The organism is Bacillus sp. AFS059628, assembly GCF_002571225.1.
GTDB lineage: Bacteria > Bacillota > Bacilli > Bacillales > Bacillaceae_G > Bacillus_A.
In genome coordinates this window covers 1-333 of record NZ_NVEC01000161.1, presented here as the reverse complement: position 1 = coordinate 333, position 333 = coordinate 1, and the positions used below count along the sequence as shown (strand labels likewise).

At 35.4% G+C, this 333-nt stretch carries 1 pseudogene; it reads left to right on the top strand.

The window, feature by feature from the left end:
- Positions 1-213: pseudogene (locus COL05_RS30755) on the top strand (multidrug ABC transporter ATP-binding protein); the annotation flags it as partial.
- Positions 214-333: the final 120 nt, after the last annotated feature.

Here is a 333-nt window from a genome sequence, read left to right as displayed (position 1 = left end):
ACAGAGACGGAACTAGCGATTCAAAAATCACTTGCTGAATTAGCAGTTGGTCGTACAACGTTAGTTATTGCTCACAGACTTGCAACGATTAAAAATGCAGATCGTATCGTCGTTGTAAATAAAGATGGTATTGCGGAACAAGGTTCACATGATGAATTAATTGAACAAGGCGGAGGATACAGCAGGTTATACGAGGCTCAGTTCAGTTCGTAAATATAATTTCTAATGAATTAGCACATCATATAAGTAGATGGAAATCTCATATGGGAGGCTATAAAGTATGATTGTAACAACAACATCTACAATTCAAGGAAAAGAAATTATTGAGTATAT